Source organism: Caulobacter sp. GW456-12-1-14-TSB4 (genome assembly GCF_059424195.1).
In genome coordinates this window covers 90116-105012 of sequence record NZ_JBWKZF010000012.1, presented here as the reverse complement: position 1 = coordinate 105012, position 14897 = coordinate 90116, and the positions used below count along the sequence as shown (strand labels likewise).

General features: G+C 66.0%; 14 protein-coding genes and 1 pseudogene. 8 read left to right on the top strand and 7 right to left on the bottom strand.

Going from position 1 to position 14897, the window contains the following annotated elements; translation table 11 throughout:
* Positions 1-303: 303 nt before the first annotated feature.
* Together rfbA and AC07YH_RS13500 are read left to right on the top strand one after the other, a co-directional pair.
* The gene (gene rfbA / locus AC07YH_RS13505) at positions 304-1185 is read left to right on the top strand and encodes a glucose-1-phosphate thymidylyltransferase RfbA (protein WP_494747500.1); all 882 of its coding nucleotides are present in this window, start codon (positions 304-306) and stop codon (positions 1183-1185) included.
* A gap of 1 nt (position 1186) precedes the next feature.
* Entirely contained in the window at positions 1187-2323 is a 1137-nt protein-coding gene (locus AC07YH_RS13500; RefSeq protein ID WP_494747499.1) for a DUF1972 domain-containing protein, read from the top strand.
* Positions 2324-2426: 103 nt separating this feature from the next.
* Here AC07YH_RS13500 and AC07YH_RS13495 read toward each other — a convergent pair whose 3' ends face one another.
* Positions 2427-4088: a lysine--tRNA ligase gene (locus AC07YH_RS13495; protein ID WP_494747498.1), complete on the bottom strand. Its 1662-nt coding sequence runs from the start codon at positions 4086-4088 to the stop codon at positions 2427-2429.
* Positions 4089-4128: 40 nt separating this feature from the next.
* Here AC07YH_RS13495 and AC07YH_RS13490 point away from each other — a divergent pair.
* Positions 4129-4267: pseudogene (locus AC07YH_RS13490) on the top strand (hypothetical protein).
* A 12-nt stretch (positions 4268-4279) separates the two neighbouring features.
* Here AC07YH_RS13490 and pgm read toward each other — a convergent pair.
* Positions 4280-5917 carry a phosphoglucomutase (alpha-D-glucose-1,6-bisphosphate-dependent) gene (pgm, locus tag AC07YH_RS13485; protein WP_494747497.1) on the bottom strand — a complete coding sequence of 546 codons (1638 nt, stop codon included), beginning with the start codon at positions 5915-5917 and terminating at the stop codon, positions 4280-4282.
* Positions 5918-5997: 80 nt separating this feature from the next.
* Entirely contained in the window at positions 5998-6876 is an 879-nt protein-coding gene (locus AC07YH_RS13480) for an isoaspartyl peptidase/L-asparaginase family protein (protein WP_494747496.1), read from the bottom strand.
* Positions 6877-6946: 70 nt separating this feature from the next.
* Here AC07YH_RS13480 and AC07YH_RS13475 point away from each other — a divergent pair, with 70 nt between their 5' ends.
* The 5 genes from AC07YH_RS13475 to AC07YH_RS13455 all read left to right on the top strand — a co-directional run bounded on the left by AC07YH_RS13475 (position 6947) and on the right by AC07YH_RS13455 (position 11129).
* Positions 6947-7945 carry an NADPH:quinone oxidoreductase family protein gene (locus AC07YH_RS13475; RefSeq protein ID WP_494747495.1) on the top strand — a complete coding sequence of 333 codons (999 nt, stop codon included), beginning with the start codon at positions 6947-6949 and terminating at the stop codon, positions 7943-7945.
* Between the two features lie 106 nt (positions 7946-8051).
* The gene (locus tag AC07YH_RS13470; protein ID WP_494747494.1) at positions 8052-8972 is read left to right on the top strand and encodes a WecB/TagA/CpsF family glycosyltransferase; all 921 of its coding nucleotides are present in this window, start codon (positions 8052-8054) and stop codon (positions 8970-8972) included.
* A gap of 60 nt (positions 8973-9032) precedes the next feature.
* Positions 9033-9224 carry a hypothetical protein gene (locus AC07YH_RS13465; RefSeq protein WP_494747493.1) on the top strand — a complete coding sequence of 64 codons (192 nt, stop codon included), beginning with the start codon at positions 9033-9035 and terminating at the stop codon, positions 9222-9224.
* A 112-nt stretch (positions 9225-9336) separates the two neighbouring features.
* A complete protein-coding gene (locus tag AC07YH_RS13460) occupies positions 9337-10227 on the top strand; it encodes an SDR family NAD(P)-dependent oxidoreductase (protein ID WP_494747492.1) in 891 nt (296 codons plus the stop codon).
* The gene (locus tag AC07YH_RS13455; RefSeq protein WP_494747491.1) at positions 10224-11129 is read left to right on the top strand and encodes a DMT family transporter; all 906 of its coding nucleotides are present in this window, start codon (positions 10224-10226) and stop codon (positions 11127-11129) included. The genes AC07YH_RS13460 and AC07YH_RS13455 overlap by 4 nt, the downstream gene beginning before the upstream one ends.
* Here AC07YH_RS13455 and AC07YH_RS13450 read toward each other — a convergent pair.
* From AC07YH_RS13450 to AC07YH_RS13435, 4 genes are all read right to left on the bottom strand, one after another.
* Complete coding sequence (locus tag AC07YH_RS13450; protein WP_494747490.1) at positions 11117-12088, bottom strand: NAD-dependent epimerase/dehydratase family protein; 972 nt, start codon at positions 12086-12088, stop codon at positions 11117-11119. The genes AC07YH_RS13455 and AC07YH_RS13450 overlap by 13 nt on opposite strands.
* Before the next feature lie 3 nt (positions 12089-12091).
* Positions 12092-13399 carry a UDP-glucose dehydrogenase family protein gene (locus AC07YH_RS13445; RefSeq protein ID WP_494747489.1) on the bottom strand — a complete coding sequence of 436 codons (1308 nt, stop codon included), beginning with the start codon at positions 13397-13399 and terminating at the stop codon, positions 12092-12094.
* Positions 13400-13486: 87 nt separating this feature from the next.
* Positions 13487-14344 (bottom strand): transglutaminase-like cysteine peptidase, encoded by an 858-nt coding sequence (locus tag AC07YH_RS13440; protein ID WP_494747488.1) that lies wholly within the window; start codon positions 14342-14344, stop codon positions 13487-13489.
* A gap of 189 nt (positions 14345-14533) precedes the next feature.
* Positions 14534-14674: a hypothetical protein gene (locus tag AC07YH_RS13435; RefSeq protein WP_494747487.1), complete on the bottom strand. Its 141-nt coding sequence runs from the start codon at positions 14672-14674 to the stop codon at positions 14534-14536.
* Positions 14675-14897 lie beyond the last annotated feature (223 nt).

Sequence of the window (14897 nt, the reverse complement as noted above, 5' to 3'; positions counted from 1 at the left end):
GAAGTGGTGAACGGAAATCCAGTCACATGACTCGTGTTTACTGATGATGATGCTATCCATCGGCGGTGTCAGCAAAACATGGCGGACGTGTTGGCGATGGATTTTGACTGACTTCAACGAAGAGATGTTCTATCGAGCGTCTAAGCTGAAAATAGTATATTCAATCAAGCGAGCTGCTTGCTAAATTGGAAGCGGCAAGGGTAGTCGCTGATTTGGTTGAGTATCAAAATATAAACTGGTGGGTGGACCGATCTGAGAGCAGGGCTTTCGAGGGGCGGTCCAGGTTTGCATAGGAAATAAGTTATGAAGGGTATCATTCTCGCTGGCGGCTCCGGTACCCGCCTGCACCCAATGACGCAGGTGACCTCTAAGCAACTGATGCCTGTCTATGACAAGCCCATGATATACTATCCTCTGTCGACTCTGATGTTGGCTGGGATCCGCGAAATCCTGATCATTTCCACCCCGCGCGACACACCATCCTTCCAGGCGCTTCTTGGCGATGGTTCGCAGTGGGGCTGCAGCATCGAATATGCGGTTCAGCCCAACCCCGAGGGCCTTGCGCAGGCCTACATCATCGGAGCGGACTTCGTTGCGGGCTCGCCGTCGGCGCTGATCCTGGGCGACAACATATTCTACGGCCACGGCTCGACGGATCTGTTCCGGAGTGCGTTGTCGCGTCCGGATGGAGCGACCGTGTTCGCCTATCACGTGGTGGATCCGGAGCGATATGGCGTCGTCGCCTTCGACAACGACATGAAGGCGATCTCCATCGAAGAGAAGCCTCAGGCGCCTCAGTCGAACTGGGCGGTGACGGGCCTCTATTTCTACGATTCGTCGGTGGTCGACATCGCCGCCGATCTGAAGCCCTCCGCACGCGGAGAGCTGGAAATCACCGACGTGAACCGCATCTATCTCGAACAGGGCAAGCTCTCGGTCGAGATCATGGGGCGGGGTTACGCCTGGCTCGACACGGGGACGCCCGACAGCCTGATCGAGGCCGCCGAGTTCGTGCGCACGCTGGAGAAGCGGCAGGGCTTTAAGATCGCCTGCCCGGAAGAGATCGCTTTCACCCAGGGGTTCATCGACGACGCGCAGTTGACGAAGTTGGCTGAGAAGCTGGGGAAATCGGCCTACGGGCAGTATCTGCGTACGGTCCTGGCGCTGCGTGGAGCGGAAATCTAGTATGAGCGCCGCGCCCTCGATCTTCATCCTTGGCACGCGTGGAGTTCCCGCGAGCCATGGGGGCTTCGAAACCTTCGCCGAACGCTTCGCGCTCTACATGCGCGAACAGGGGTGGGATGTAACCGTCTATTGCCAGGCGGAAGACATTTCCAAAGAGGGCGTCGACGAGTGGAATGGCATCCGTCGGGTGTCTTTCGCCGCCGGCAAGGGCGCTCTGGGCACTATGCAGTTCGACTGGCAGTGCGTGAAGCACGCCATGAAGGAGCGCGGGGTGATGCTCGTGCTCGGGTACAACACCGCCGTATTCAGCGCGCTGCTTCGACTGGCCGGCCTGCCCGTGCTGACGAACATGGACGGCATCGAATGGAAGCGCGCCAAGTGGCCGCTTCACGGACGGGTCTGGCTGTACATCAACGAGTGGGTCGCCGCGATCACGTCGACGAAGTTGATCGCCGACCATCCCGAGATCGAACGCCACCACCAGCACCACCGCAAGGCGTCGGACATCGTGATGATCCCGTACGGCGCCGACCTGATCGAAGACGCCCAGAAGTCGCAGGTCGAGGACATGGGCCTGACGCCGGGCGAATACATCATCTCCATCGGGCGCATCGAGCCTGAGAACAACATCCTCCCGATGGTGGAGGCCTATGCCAGCAAGGATCGTGCATACAAGTTCGTATGCCTGGGACGCCTGGAGCCCGAAGAGAACCCGTACCACGCCAAGGTGATCGCCGCGGGGGACGGCAAGGTCCTGTTCCCGGGGGCGATCTACGACCAGTCGCGGGTCAAGGCGCTTCGCTACTACGCGGCGGCGTACTGCCACGGGCACAGCGTCGGCGGGACCAACCCGTCCCTGGTCGAGTCCATCGGGGCCGGGAACGCGATCATCGCCCACGACAACATGTACAATCGATGGGTGGCGGGCCCGGACCAGATTTATTTCGCCGACGCGGCCGGCCTGGCCGAAAAGCTCGACAACGACATCGGCGACGCCGCGCGCATGGAGATGGCCCGCAAGGCTTCCCGCGTTCGCTTCGAGGAAAAGTTCAAGTGGATCTACATCCTCGAGGCCTACAAGGCCGAGGTGCAGGTGGCTTGGGACAAGTACGCCAAGGAAAAGGGCCTTCGCGCCTAGGCTGGCCAAGCGCCGTGGCCGATGGTCCTGAAGAGGTTGAGCGAAGCTTTGGCGGCTTCGCTCAACCCGATCTGGATGCGGCCGTCTCGCCGCGGGCGCGGGATCAGGCGCCCAGCTTCTCTTCGATCAGCGCCACCGTCCGGTCGATGCCGAAGATCGCCGCGAACGAGCCGAAGCGCGGACCCTGGCTCTGGCCCAGCAGCACTTCGTAGAGGGCCTGGAACCAGGCGCGCAGCGGGTCGAAGCCGTGGGTCTTGCCCACCTCGAACACCTCGTTCTGGATCAGCTCGGCGTCCGGCGCGTCGGCCGGCATGGCCTTCAGCTTGGCCAGCAGGTCCAGCATCGCGGCGCGTTCCTGGTCGGTGGGCGCGCGGAAGGTCTTGGTCGGTTTGACGAAGTCCTCGTAGTAGTTGATCGCGTAGCCGGCCAGGCGGTCCAGCAGCGGCTGGGTCTCCGGCGAGGCGCCCGGGATGTAGCGCGACAGGAAGCCCCAGAGGATTTCCTTGGTCGAGGCGTCGGCGGCCGACACCAGGTTCAGCATCAGGCTGAACGACACCGGCGAGCCGTATTGCGGCGGGCGGCCCGAATGGATGTGCCAGACGGGGTTGTCCAGCTGCTTGGCCGGCTCCTGGCGCTGATAGGCGTCCAGCTGCTGCAGATATTCGTCCGTCGCCTTGGGGATGACGTCGAAATAGAGCTTCTTGGCCGACTTGGGGCTCTGGAACATGTAGTATGACAAGCTCTCCGGCGCGCCGTAGCGCAGCCAGTCCTCCATCGACAGGCCGTTGCCCTTGGACTTGGAGATCTTCTGGTTGTTCTCGTCCAGGAAGAGCTCGTAGTTGAAGCCTTCCGGCGGGACCCCGCCCAGCGCCTTGCAGATCGCGCCCGAGGCCTTGACCGAGTCGATCAGGTCCTTGCCCGACATCTCGTAGTCGACGCCCAGGGCGGTCCAGCGCATGGCCCAGTCGGGCTTCCACTGCATCTTCACGTGGCCGCCGGTGACCGGGACCTCGACGCGCGAGCCGTCCTCGTCCTCGAAGACGATCGTGCCCTTCTCGACATTGCGCTCCAGGGTCGGGACCTGCAGCACCTTGCCGGTGGTGGGGCTGACCGGAAGGAACGGCGAATAGGTCGCGCGGCGCTCTTCGCCGAGCGTGGGCAGCATGACCTTCTGGATGGCGTCGAAGCGCTCCAGGGCGGTCAGCAAGGTCGCGTCGAACAGGCCGCCCTTGTAGCAGTCGGTCGACGAGACGAACTCGTACTCGAAGCCGAAGCCGTCCAGGAACGCGCGCAGGCGGGCGTTGTTGTGGGCGCCGAAGCTGTCGTGGGTGCCGAACGGGTCGCGGACGACGGTCAGCGGCTTGCCCAGGTCCTCGATCAGCGGCTGCTTGTTCTCGATGTTGTCGGGAACCTTGCGCAGGCCGTCCATGTCGTCGCTGAAGGCGATCAGGCGGGTCGGGATGTGGTCGTCGACCAGCGCGCGGAAGGCCTGGCGCACCATGGTGGTGCGCGCCACTTCGCCGAATGTGCCCAGGTGCGGCAGGCCCGACGGACCATAGCCGGTCTCAAAGATCACGGCCTTGGAGAGCGCCGGATAGGCTTTCACCGCCTCGTCCGCCTTGCCGGCGTCGATCAGGGCCTTGGCGGCTTCCTGGTCGGCGCGATCGGGGAGGCGCACGCGCAGAACGCGGGCGATGGTGGCGCGCGCCTGCTCGAACGGCCAGGAGCGGGCTTCGCGGGCGAGGGGGGAGAGGCCTTCAAACATGCGGGGCGTATAAACGCTGGAGCGTCTGAGGGCTAGGGCGGTGGTTGTTCCAACGACCCCAATAGCTTGTCATCCCGGCCGAAGCGCAGCGGAGAGCCGGGACCCAGGGGACACTGCGCAGGGCTTGGCCCCTGGGTCCCGGACAAGCCCTGCGGGCTTTCCGGGATGACAAGAATTAAGTGCGTGAAGGCTCAGCCCTTGAGCGCCCCGGCCACCACCTCGCGCGCCTCGGCCTGGACTTGCTTGAGGTGATCGGGACCCAGGAACGACTCCGCATAGACCTTGTAGACGTCCTCGGTGCCCGACGGGCGCGCGGCGAACCAGGCGTTTTGGGTGCAGACCTTCAGGCCGCCGATCGCCTCGCCATTGCCGGGGGCGTTGGTCAGGATGGCGGTGATGTCCTCGCCGGCCAGGGTCTTGGCCGAGACGTCGCTGGGGCTGAGCTTGGCGAGGCGCGCCTTCTCCTCGCGCGACGCCGGGGCATCGACGCGGGCATAGGACGGGGCGTCGTACTTGGCGGTCAGGTCGGCATAGAGCTGGCTAGCGCTCTTGCCGGTCTTGGCCTGGATCTCGGCGGCCAGCAAAGCCAGCTGCAGGCCGTCCTTGTCAGTGGTCCACACGCTGCCGTCGTGGCGCAGGAAGGCGGCGCCGGCCGACTCCTCGCCGCCGAAGCCGACCGAGCCGTCCAGCAGGCCGGGCACGAAATATTTGAAGCCGACCGGCACCTCGAGCAGGCGACGGCCGAGGCCCGCCACCACGCGGTCGATCATCGACGAGGAGACCAGGGTCTTGCCGACCGCGACGTCGGCGCCCCAGCCCGGACGGTGGGTGAACAGGTATGAGATCGCCGCGGCCAGGTAGTGGTTGGGGTTCATCAGCCCGCCGTCGGGCGTGACGATGCCGTGGCGGTCGGCGTCGGCGTCATTGCCGGTGGCGACATCGTAGGCGCCGCCGCCCTTCATGATCTCGATCAGGTTGGCCATGGCCGAGGCCGACGAGCAGTCCATGCGGATCTTGCCATCGGTGTCGAGCGGCATGAACGCCCAGCGCGAGTCGACGGCGTCATTGATCACGGTTAGGTTCAGCTTGTGGCGCTCGGCGATCACGCCCCAGTAGGCGACGGCCGCGCCACCCAGCGGGTCGGCGCCGATGCGCACGCCCGCCGCGCGGATGGCCTCCATGTCGATGACGCTGGGCAGGTCATCGACATAGCGGCCCAGGAAGTCGTAGCGGCCGGCGGCCTTGTGGGCCTCGTCGAAGCTCACGCGCTTCACGCCGGAAAGGTTCTGCGCCAGCAGTTCGTTGGCACGGGCGGCGATGGCCGAGGTCGCGCCGCTGTCGGCAGGGCCGCCGCTGGGGGGGTTATACTTGATGCCGCCGTCGCGGGGCGGATTGTGCGAGGGGGTCAGCAGCAGGCCGTCGGCTTGCGCCGTGTTTTGACGGTTGTGCGTCAGGATGGCGTGCGACACCGCCGGCGTCGGCGCATAGCCGTCCTGAGCGTCGATCAGGGCGGTGACGCCATTGCCGGTCAGCACTTCCAGCACCGAGCGGAACGCCGGCTCCGACAAGCCATGGGTGTCTCGGCCGACGAAGATCGGACCGGTGACGCCCTGGGCGGCGCGCTGCTCGACCACGGCCTGGGTGATGGCCAGGATGTGCTTCTCGTTGAAGCCGCCGTCCAGGCTGGAGCCGCGATGGCCCGAAGTGCCGAACACCACCTTCTGGGCGGGGTTCGAGACGTCGGGCGAGGTCTCGTAATAAGCGCCGATCAGCGCATCCAGATCGATGAGATCTTCGGAAAGAGCAGTAAGACCGGCGCGGCTGTGCATTGAGACCCCATTCTATAATCGGACGGCGTGGGCTCTTCCCTAGAGACGCTTCAAGACGATTTCACCAAATATTTGCGAGGCTAGAACGCTTCGCTGACGATCGTGCCGTCCAGCAGCAACGCCGCGCGCTTCAGACCGCTCGACGCAAACGGCATCGCCACCGCGCCGTTCTTGTCCACCGAGACCAGCCCGCCGTGACCGCCGAGGTCCGCCACGCCCTGGATCGCCGCCCGCGCGGCGCTCTCCAGGCTCTCGCCGCCGAAGCGGACGCGGTGGGCGATCTGGGCGGCGACGGCGGTGCGGATGAAATATTCGCCCTGGCCGGTGCAGGAGACGGCCGCATAGCCGTCGGCCCAGGCGCCGGCGCCGATGATCGGGCTGTCGCCCACCCGGCCGGGCCGCTTGCCGAACACGCCGGCCGTCGAGGTCGCTGCGGCGAGCCGGCCTTCGGCGTCGCGGACCACGCAGCCGACGGTGCCGGTCGGCAGCGCGTCCGGCGGATGGTTGTCCTCGAAGGCCCCGGCGCGGGTGAACCAGGCCTCCGGGTCCTCGACCGTCTCCAGCCCCTGGTCGCGGGCGAAATCGATCGCGCCCTGGCCGGCCAGCATGACGTTGGGTGTCTGTTCCATCACCGCCCGGGCGGCCAGGATCGGGCTCTTGAAGCCCTGCAGCGCGGCCACGGAACCGGCGCGAAGCGTAGGGCCGCACATCAGGCTGGCGTCCAGCTCGTATTCGCCGTCGGCATTGGGCGAGGCGCCCTTGCCGGCGATGTAGAGGCCGCTGGCCTCCAGGGCGACGACGGTCTCGACCGCGACGTCCAGCGCCGCCGCGCCGGCGGCCAGCCGGTCGCGCGCCGCCTCGACCAGGCCGCGCATGTGGGCGATCTCGACGGTGTAGTCATGGCCGCGCTTGGCGCCGGCCCCGCCGTGCAGGGCGAGACTAAAACGTTTGTTTGACATTCTGCTTTCCCGGTCCGACGCCCTGCGCTAGCGTCCGGGCTCTTAACGAAGAAACGCGGGAGAGGCGATCATGAAGGCTGTGCTCAGCAAGGAAGTCGGTGGTCCCGAGACCCTGGTGCTGGAGGAGCTGCCCGATCCCGTCGCCGGTCCCGGCCAGGTGCTGATCGACGTCAAGGCGTGCGGGGTCAACTATCCCGACGTCCTGATCATCGAGGACAAGTACCAGTTCAAGCCGACCCGTCCGTTCGCGCCGGGCGGCGAAGTCTCGGGCGTGATCGCGGCGGTGGGCGAGGGTGTCACCCGCTTCAAGGTCGGCGACCGCGTGCTGGCCTCGACCGGCTGGGGCGGCTTCGCCGAGAAGCTGGCCCTGGAAGAACAGCGCTGCACCCATATCCCCGACAACATGCCCTTCGACGAGGCCGCCGCCTTCGTCCTGACCTACGGCACCTCGTACTACGCCCTGAAGGATCGCGGGGTGCTGAAGGCCGGCGAGACCCTGCTGGTGCTGGGCGCGGCCGGCGGTGTCGGCCTGGCGGCCGTCGAGCTGGGCAAGGCCATGGGCGCCAACGTCATCGCCGCCGCCTCCAGCCAGGAGAAGATCGACCTGACGATCAAGCACGGCGCCGACAGCGGCGTCGTCTATCCGCGGGGACCTTTCGACAAGGACGGCCAGAAGGCCTTGGCCAACCTGATCAAGGAAGCCTGCGGCCCGAACGGCTGGGACGTGGCTTATGACGCGGTCGGCGGCGACTATTCCGAAGCCACCATCCGCGCCGCCGGCTGGAACGGCCGCTTCCTGGTCATCGGCTTCCCGTCGGGGATTCCGAAGATCCCGCTGAACCTCACCTTGCTTAAGTCCTGCGACATAGTGGGCGTGTTCTGGGGCGCCGCGGTGGCTCGTGACCCCAAGGGTCACGCGCAGAATCTGAAGGAGCTGATGGACCTCTACGCGGCCGGAAAGATCAAGCCGTACGTGTCCGAGCGCTTCCCGTTGGCCCGCGCCGGCGAGGCCATCGCCCACCTCTCCAGCCGCAAGGCGATGGGCAAGGTGGTCATCACCGTCGACTAGAATGGTGAACGCGGGTCGTGGTTAAATCCCGCTAAGTATCCTTTTTAGCGAAGGAAAAACGACATTTCCGCAGAGTGGCTCCTCGAGACCAGGAGACTCTGCGGCGATGTTCGTCTCACAGGACCAGAGCGGAATGAACGACGCGGCGCCCGCCGCGCCGCGCCGCGCCTATCGCCTGACGCGACGCCCCGAGGAGCGTGTCCGCGTGCTGGGCGGCGTCATGGACCTCGTGCGGCCCGAAGAGGTTTTTCACTTCGTCACGGGCAAGCTGGAAGCGCGCCAGAGCGCGATCGTGGCCAACCACAACCTCCACAGCCTGTACCTGATCGGCAAGGATCACCAGATCGGCGAGTTCTACCGGCAGGCCGACCTGATCGAGGTCGACAGCGTGCCGCTGATCTTCTGGGCGCGGCTGGTGGGCCGGGCCAGCCGACGCTTCCACCGCTGCACCTATCTGGACTGGCGCGAGGACTTCTGGTCGCTGGTCGCGCAGAAGAATTGGAAGGTCTTCTTCGTCGGCGGCGCTCCGGGCGTGGCCGAGAAGGCCGTCGAGCGCATCCATCAGGACTATCCGACCGCCCAGATCGCCAGCCATCACGGCTATTTCGACGTGAAGCCCGGCTCGGCCGCCAACGATGCGGTGGTCGAGGCCATTCGCGCCTTCGCGCCGGACATCGTGCTGGTCGGCATGGGCATGCCGCGCCAGGAGATCTGGACGCTGGAAAACCACCAGGCCTACGGCCCGGCCGTGACCTTCACGGTGGGCGGGGCCTTCGACTACGAGGCCGGCGTCCAGAAGGCCGCGCCGCGCTGGATGGGCCCGCTGGGCATGGAATGGTTGTTCCGGCTGATGGTCGATCCGCAGCGCCTGTTCTCGCGCTACTGCGTCGAGCCGTGGTCGCTGGTCGGTCCGGCCTGCCGCGATGTGGTCCGGGCGCTGGGCAAGCGCGCCGGGATCAGTGATCCGCGCGCGGCGGAAAACGCCCGCTGGGAACAGATGCGCGCCCGCAATGAAGGGGTGCGCTGATATGGTTGCGAGGTCTGTGGGGACCGAGATGGTGATCTCGAGAGTGGGGCTTGGGGCATAATGGGCCTGGATATTCGTGTCATGACGCTGGAGGCCAACGAGCGCTCCAGCTTTACGCACCGCGCGGTCGCCGGCGTGGGTCTGGTCGGGCTAGGCCTGGCCTGGGCCGTGCTGCTGGTGCCCTGCATGGTCTGGCTGGCCGCCAGTCATCTGGGCCGTCGCCTGGAACCGCTGGTGCGCCGCCCGGCCTGATTTCAACTTGGCTTTTTGGGGTGTGACACCCCTAGCCAACGACCGTTTGCTCCGCGAATATGATCATTGATCACTGACCCACGAAGAGGTCGGGGACGCGGAGGGATTTCTCATGGTCGGACGTCTGGACGGCAAGGTCGCCGTCGTCACCGGGGGCTGCTCGGGCATCGGGCTCGGCGCGGTCGAGCTGTTCGTGGCCGAGGGGGCGAGCGTGATCGCCGCCGACCTGCAGGCCGAGAAGGGCGAGATGCTGGAAAAGCGTTTCCCCGACCGCGTCCGCTTCTCGCGCTGTGACGTCACCTCCGAAGACGACTTGGCCAAGACCATGGCGCTCGCTGAGAGTAGCTTCGGTGGCCTCGACATCCTGTTCAACAACGCCGGCCATGGCGGCACGCCCGCCTCGGTGCCCGAGCTGACCGTCGAGGGCTGGGACAAGACCTTCGCCCTGCTGGTGCGTGGCCCGGCCATCGGCATGAAGCACGCCCTGCCGCTGATGCTGAAGCGCGGCGGCGGCTCGATCATCAACACCGCCTCGATCGCCGGCCTGCAGGCGGGCTTCGGGCCGCTGGCCTATTCGGCGGCCAAGGCGGCGGTGATCCATATGAGCCGTTGCGCGGCGGCCGAGTTGTCGCCGCTGAAGATCCGGGTCAACGCCATCTGCCCGGGCCTGATCGCCACTTCGATCTTCGGGGCCTCGATGGGGCTGCCGCGCGAGGTCGCCGACCAGATGGCCGCCCAGATCGCCTCGATCGGTCCCAAGATCCAGCCGGTCCCCAAGTCGGGCCTGCCCGAGGACATCGCCGCCGCCGCCCTCTATCTGGCCAGCGACGACTCCCAGTTCGTCACGGGCACGCACATCGTCGTCGACGGCGGCATCACGGTGGGTCCGCGCTCGGCCTGGGACAAGAACACGCCTTCGCCGATCCTGGCGGCCATGGGCATCAGCCCTGAGCAGGCCGAGGCGATGCGGGCCCAGCTGGTCGCCGCCGGCGCGGCCGGGTGACCCTCACCCCCAACCTGCGCGGCGCGCTGTGGATGCTGGCCTCGGCGGTCGGCTTCACGGCGATGACCACCCTGATCAAGTTCCTCGGGCCCGGCTACCCGGCGGCGTTGCAGACCTTCTATCGGCAGCTGGCCGGGGTGATCGTGCTGCTGCCGCTGATGGCCCGTGACTGGAAGGCGGCGTTCCGCACGACGCGGCCGGGCATCCTGATCTTCCGGTCCAGCGCCGGGGTGCTGGCGCTGATCATGGGCTTCTACGCCTATCAGAAGCTGCCGCTGGCCGACGCCAACGCGCTGTCGTTCACGCGGACGCTATGGCTGGTCCCGCTGGCCGCCTTCGTGCTGCGCGAGCCGATCGGGCCGTTGCGGCTGGGCGCGGCGCTGGTTGGGTTCGTGGGCGTGCTGATCATGCTGCGGCCCGGTTCGGGCGGCGCTGCGGCCTGGATCGGCTGGCCCCAGGCCTGCGCCCTGATTTCGGCCTTCCTGTTCGCCCTGACCATCACCGGCATGAAGGTCATGACCCGCGACCACAGTCCGTTCGTGCTGCTGGTCTATGCGGCGGTGCTGGGCCTGGTCTTCGCCATTCCGCCGGCCCTGTTCGTCTGGAAGTGGCCGACGTGGCCGGACCTCGGGCTACTGGCCGCCATGGGCGTGATCGGCACCTTCACCCAAGGGGCCTATATCAAGGGCATGGAGGCCGGCGAGGCGGCGGTCATGGCCCCGATCGACTATACGCGGCTGGTCTTCGCGGTCGGCGCGGGCTTGCTGCTGTTCCACGAGGTCCCCAAGCCGGCGGTCCTGCTCGGCGCGGCGATCGTGGTGATCTCGACCCTGTTCATCTCGTGGCGCGAGCACCAGGCGGCCAAGCAAGCCGCTCAAGCCGTGGGAGCTCAGCCGGCGTAGGTCTTGCGCCAGGCGACGTAGCGGGCCAGCCCCTCGGCCAGCTTGACCTTGGGCTTATAGCCGCACAGCGCCTGCAGCTTGTCGATATTGGCGAAGGTGGCCGGTACGTCGCCCGGCTGCATCGGCAGGAAGATCTTCTGGGCCTCGATCCCCAGCGCCGTTTCCAGCGTGGTGATCATCTCCATCAGGCCGACCGGATCGTTGTCGCCGATGTTGTAGACCTCGTGCTCGCCCGCCGACGGCGGATGATCCAGCACGCCCAGGATGCCGTCGACGATGTCGTCGATATAGGTGAAGTCGCGCGCCATCTGGCCTTCGCCATAGACGTCGATCGGCTCGCCCTTCAGCATCTTTTCGGTGAAGCCGTAATAGGCCATGTCCGGCCGGCCCCAGGGGCCATAGACGGTGAAGAACCGCAGGCCCGACTGCGGGAAGCCGTACAGCGCCGAATAGCTCTGGCTTAGCAGTTCGCACGAGCGCTTGGTGGCGGCGTAAAGGGACACGGGCTCGTTGGCGGGATCGGTCTCGCGGAAGCCGTCGCCGTTCAGCGGCCGGTCGCCATAGACCGACGATGACGAGGCGTAGACCAGGTGCTCGACGCCAGCATGGCGGCAGGCCTCCAGCACCGATAGATGGCCGGCCAGGTTCGACCGCTCGTAGGCGAACGGGTTCTCGATCGAGTAGCGAACCCCCGCCTGGGCGGCCAAGTGGACGACCCGGCGTGCGCCCGAGGTCCTCACCAGCTCGGCGAAGGCCTCATGCTCGGCGATGTCCAGGCGGACCATCGTGAAGCCGCCTCGGCCTTCCAGCCGCGCCGCGCGGGCGTCCTTCAGCGCCGGGTCGTAATAGGTGTTGAAGACATCGACCCCGATCACCGTCTCGCCGCGATCCAGCAGACGCTCGGCCACGTGCATGCCGATGAAGCCCGCCGCACCGGTGACGATGATCGGAGTCGCCATGCCTCAACCTCGTCCGATGCTGGCGTAGGTAAAGCCGTGGCGGACCATCTCGGCCGGCTTGTAGACGTTGCGCAGATCCACCACCGTCGGCGACTTCATCAGCAGCTTCAGGCGGTCCAGGTCGAGGGCGCGGAACTGGTCCCACTCGGTGATGATGACCAGGGCGTCGGCGCCTTCGGCTACTTCATAAGCGCCCGCCTTGAAGTCGACGTCCTTGAGCATGTGCGAGGCTTCCTTGGCGCCTTCGGGATCGAAGGCCTGGACCTTGGCGCCCAGGGCCTGCAGCGCCGGGAGGATGTCGAGGCTGGGGGCGTCGCGCATGTCGTCGGTGTTGGGCTTGAAGGTCAGACCCAGCACGCCGATCGTCTTGCCGGTCAGGTCCTCGGCGCCGATGGCCTGGGCCACCTTGCCGGCCATGGCCTTCTTGCGCGCGTCGTTGACCTCGACCGTGGTCTCGATCAGGCGCGTGGGCGCGCCGTAGTCCTGGGCGGTCTTGACGAGGGCGATGGTGTCTTTGGGGAAGCAGCTGCCGCCATAGCCCGGACCGGCGTTGAGGAACTTGCCGCCGATCCGCTTGTCCAGGCCGATGCCCTTGGCCACTTGCTGGACGTCGGCGCCGACCTTCTCGCAGAGGTCGGCCATCTCGTTGATGAAGGTGATCTTCATCGCCAGGAAGGCGTTGGCCGCATACTTGATCAGCTCGCTGGTGCGGCGGCCGGTGAAGACGATCGGGGTCTCGTTGAGGCTCAGCGGCCGATAGAGTTCGCGCATCACGGCTTGGGCGCGTTCGTCCTCGGTGCCCACGACCACGCGGTCGGGACGCTTGAAGTCCTCGATCGCCGCGCCTTCGCGCAGGAACTCGGGGTTGGAGACCACGGCGAACTGGGCGTCCGGACGAGCCTTCTTGATGATCGCCTCGACCTCATCACCAGTGCCGACCGGCACGGTCGACTTGGTGACGATGACGGTGAAGCCGTCGATCAGGCCGGCGATCTCCTCGGCGGCGGCGTAGACGTAGGACAGGTCGGCATGGCCGTCGCCGCGCCGCGTCGGGGTGCCGACGGCGATGAACACCGCGTCGGCGTTCTTGATCGCTTCGGCGCCTTCGAGCGTGAAGAACAGGCGGCCTTCGCGGACATTGCGCGCGACCAGGTCATCCAGGCCCGGCTCGAAGATCGGGATTTCGCCGCGCTCGAGGCGCTCGATCTTGCTCGGGTCCTTGTCGATGCAGGTCACGACGTGACCGAAGTCGGCGAAACACGCCCCCGACACCAGGCCCACATAACCCGTGCCGATCATTGCTACGCGCATAAGTTCACCGTCGCTGCTGATTCAGCGGCTTTTAGCGCCCCCAGGCGCAAACGCCCATAGATTCAGTGGGGCGGCGAAAGATTCGTCTTAGCTGCGCGCGTCAAGGCTGACCCACTTGGTGGACGAGCCGGGCGCCTGACGCTCGATCCATTGATAGGGCGTCTCGTTCCAGGGCAGCACCCACGGCGACAGGTTGTCGAGCGCGACCTCGCCCTTGGCCGTGGCGACCAGCAGGACGGCGTGCATTTCACCGTAGGCCGTGCGCACCAGGGCGATCGAGAGGGCGCGGCTGGACACGCCGGCTTCGATCAGGGCGCGGCGCTTGGCCAGGACGTAGTCCTCGCAGTCGCCGCGCTTCACCTTGTCGCTCGACGGCGCCCAGTAGTCCTGGCGGCCGTAGACCTCGAAGTCGGTGGCGCGGTGGATCTTGCGGTTCACCTGGCTGTTGATCTTGAAGATCGTGCGTTCGTCCAGCGTCGCGATGACCGGCGCTTCCTCGGACTCGACCTGGGGCAGGGTGGCTTCAAGGCCCGGCGTGGAGGCCGGGGTTTCCGCGGCTGTGTCGCCTTGGGTCGAGGCTTCAGGAAGCTCCGGCTCCTGGGCGATGTTGAAGATGTTGTTCCAGCGCGGACCCCAGGACCGATGCACCGTCCGGGTCTCGCTGACGAAGGCCGAGGCGGGCGTTTCCAGCGCGCGACCGCCGAACACGGAGGCCCAGCGGGCCTGACCAGCCCAGACCTGCATGGCGGCGAGCTTGGTCGGGTCGGCGACGTCGTCCTGCTCGAGGCATTCCCCGGGCTGGCGCTGGCACATCTCGGCGAAGCCCATCGGCGGCGCGACGGCGGGGCCGAGCGACATGGCGGGCGATGCGGCGGTCGCGGCCAGCACGGTGGCCGGCGCGGCGATCATCGTCACGGCAAAGCTGAGCAGTAAGCGCTTGAACATAGCAACATCCCAGTTGTTATTAAGAGGTTGCCATGTGTCCGGTAATATCGCCGTTAAATACTTAGGTTTATTAAAGTATAATGGCGGATTGGTGTGATGTGATTTGTTGTGTGTTATGGTTAATTGAAATGGTCGCGGAAATGAATGCGACAATTTGGGCCGAGGCCATGCCTCGTTGTCGCAGGGCGACTAGAAAAGGATGTGGAGCGCGAACGCCCAGAAGCCGCCGCAAGCGATGGTGGCGACGCTGTAACCCACGAGCGGGCCGAAATTCCGGCGCGGAGTGGGAGCGATGGCGTCGAGCTGGGTCTTGGTGGCCTGCATGTGCATGGCGAGCTCCTGTCGTCGGTCCCGAATGGGTACGGGGTTCAGACTAGGAACTTGGCGTAACAGGATTAAATATCGCCCAAGTCTTACAGTTAAAGTCCTGTTTTATATAATGAATGTGGCGTTAGTCATGAGCTGCCATCTAGGTGATGTTGGCTTGGTCTCAACGATGGTCCAGGTCTTCGGGCAATAAAAAACCCGCCACCGACAGGGTCGATGGCGGGTT

Coding starts and splice junctions, on each gene's coding strand:
- rfbA (WP_494747500.1), top strand. CDS start 304: ATGAAGGGTATCATTCTCGCTGGCGGCTCCGGTACCCGCCTGCACCCA.
- AC07YH_RS13500 (WP_494747499.1), top strand. CDS start 1,187: ATGAGCGCCGCGCCCTCGATCTTCATCCTTGGCACGCGTGGAGTTCCC.
- AC07YH_RS13495 (WP_494747498.1), bottom strand. CDS start 4,088: ATGTTTGAAGGCCTCTCCCCCCTCGCCCGCGAAGCCCGCTCCTGGCCG.
- pgm (WP_494747497.1), bottom strand. CDS start 5,917: ATGCACAGCCGCGCCGGTCTTACTGCTCTTTCCGAAGATCTCATCGAT.
- AC07YH_RS13480 (WP_494747496.1), bottom strand. CDS start 6,876: ATGTCAAACAAACGTTTTAGTCTCGCCCTGCACGGCGGGGCCGGCGCC.
- AC07YH_RS13475 (WP_494747495.1), top strand. CDS start 6,947: ATGAAGGCTGTGCTCAGCAAGGAAGTCGGTGGTCCCGAGACCCTGGTG.
- AC07YH_RS13470 (WP_494747494.1), top strand. CDS start 8,052: ATGTTCGTCTCACAGGACCAGAGCGGAATGAACGACGCGGCGCCCGCC.
- AC07YH_RS13465 (WP_494747493.1), top strand. CDS start 9,033: ATGGGCCTGGATATTCGTGTCATGACGCTGGAGGCCAACGAGCGCTCC.
- AC07YH_RS13460 (WP_494747492.1), top strand. CDS start 9,337: ATGGTCGGACGTCTGGACGGCAAGGTCGCCGTCGTCACCGGGGGCTGC.
- AC07YH_RS13450 (WP_494747490.1), bottom strand. CDS start 12,088: ATGGCGACTCCGATCATCGTCACCGGTGCGGCGGGCTTCATCGGCATG.
- AC07YH_RS13445 (WP_494747489.1), bottom strand. CDS start 13,399: ATGCGCGTAGCAATGATCGGCACGGGTTATGTGGGCCTGGTGTCGGGG.
- AC07YH_RS13440 (WP_494747488.1), bottom strand. CDS start 14,344: ATGTTCAAGCGCTTACTGCTCAGCTTTGCCGTGACGATGATCGCCGCG.
- AC07YH_RS13435 (WP_494747487.1), bottom strand. CDS start 14,674: ATGCACATGCAGGCCACCAAGACCCAGCTCGACGCCATCGCTCCCACT.